This is a genomic window from Halorubrum sp. SS7 (genome assembly GCF_005435055.1).
Lineage (GTDB): Archaea > Halobacteriota > Halobacteria > Halobacteriales > Haloferacaceae > Halorubrum > Halorubrum salinarum.
In genome coordinates, this window is sequence record NZ_SGXV01000427.1 from 1 (window position 1) to 350 (window position 350).

A 350-nucleotide genomic window follows, 5' to 3' on the forward strand; every position below is an offset into this window, starting at 1 on the left:
GAGGGCCCGCACCGCCGGGTTGAACCGCTCGATGTGGCCGACCTGCAGCCGGAGGTCCTTCCGGTCGGCGAGCGAGATCAGCTCCCGGCCGGTCGCAATGTCGTCGACGAACGGCTTCTCGACGAGGACGTGCGTGTCGGCCTCCAGCGCCTCCCGCACGACCGACGCGTGGAACTGCGTGGGCACGACCACCGAGACGGCGTCGACCGCCTGAAGCAGCGTCCCCCGATTGAGCGCCCGCGTCCCGTGTTTCTCGGCGATCTCTTTCGCCCGGTCCCAGTCGTCGTCGGCGACGCCGACCAGGTCGACCGCGGACGACCCGGCGTACACGCGGGCGTGGTGGGCGCCCA

1 protein-coding gene is annotated in these 350 nt (G+C 71.7%); it reads right to left on the bottom strand.

What is annotated here, in order from left to right:
• The coding region (locus tag EXE44_RS18660; protein ID WP_137718093.1) for a Gfo/Idh/MocA family oxidoreductase at positions 1-350 on the bottom strand (350 nt) is incomplete at both ends.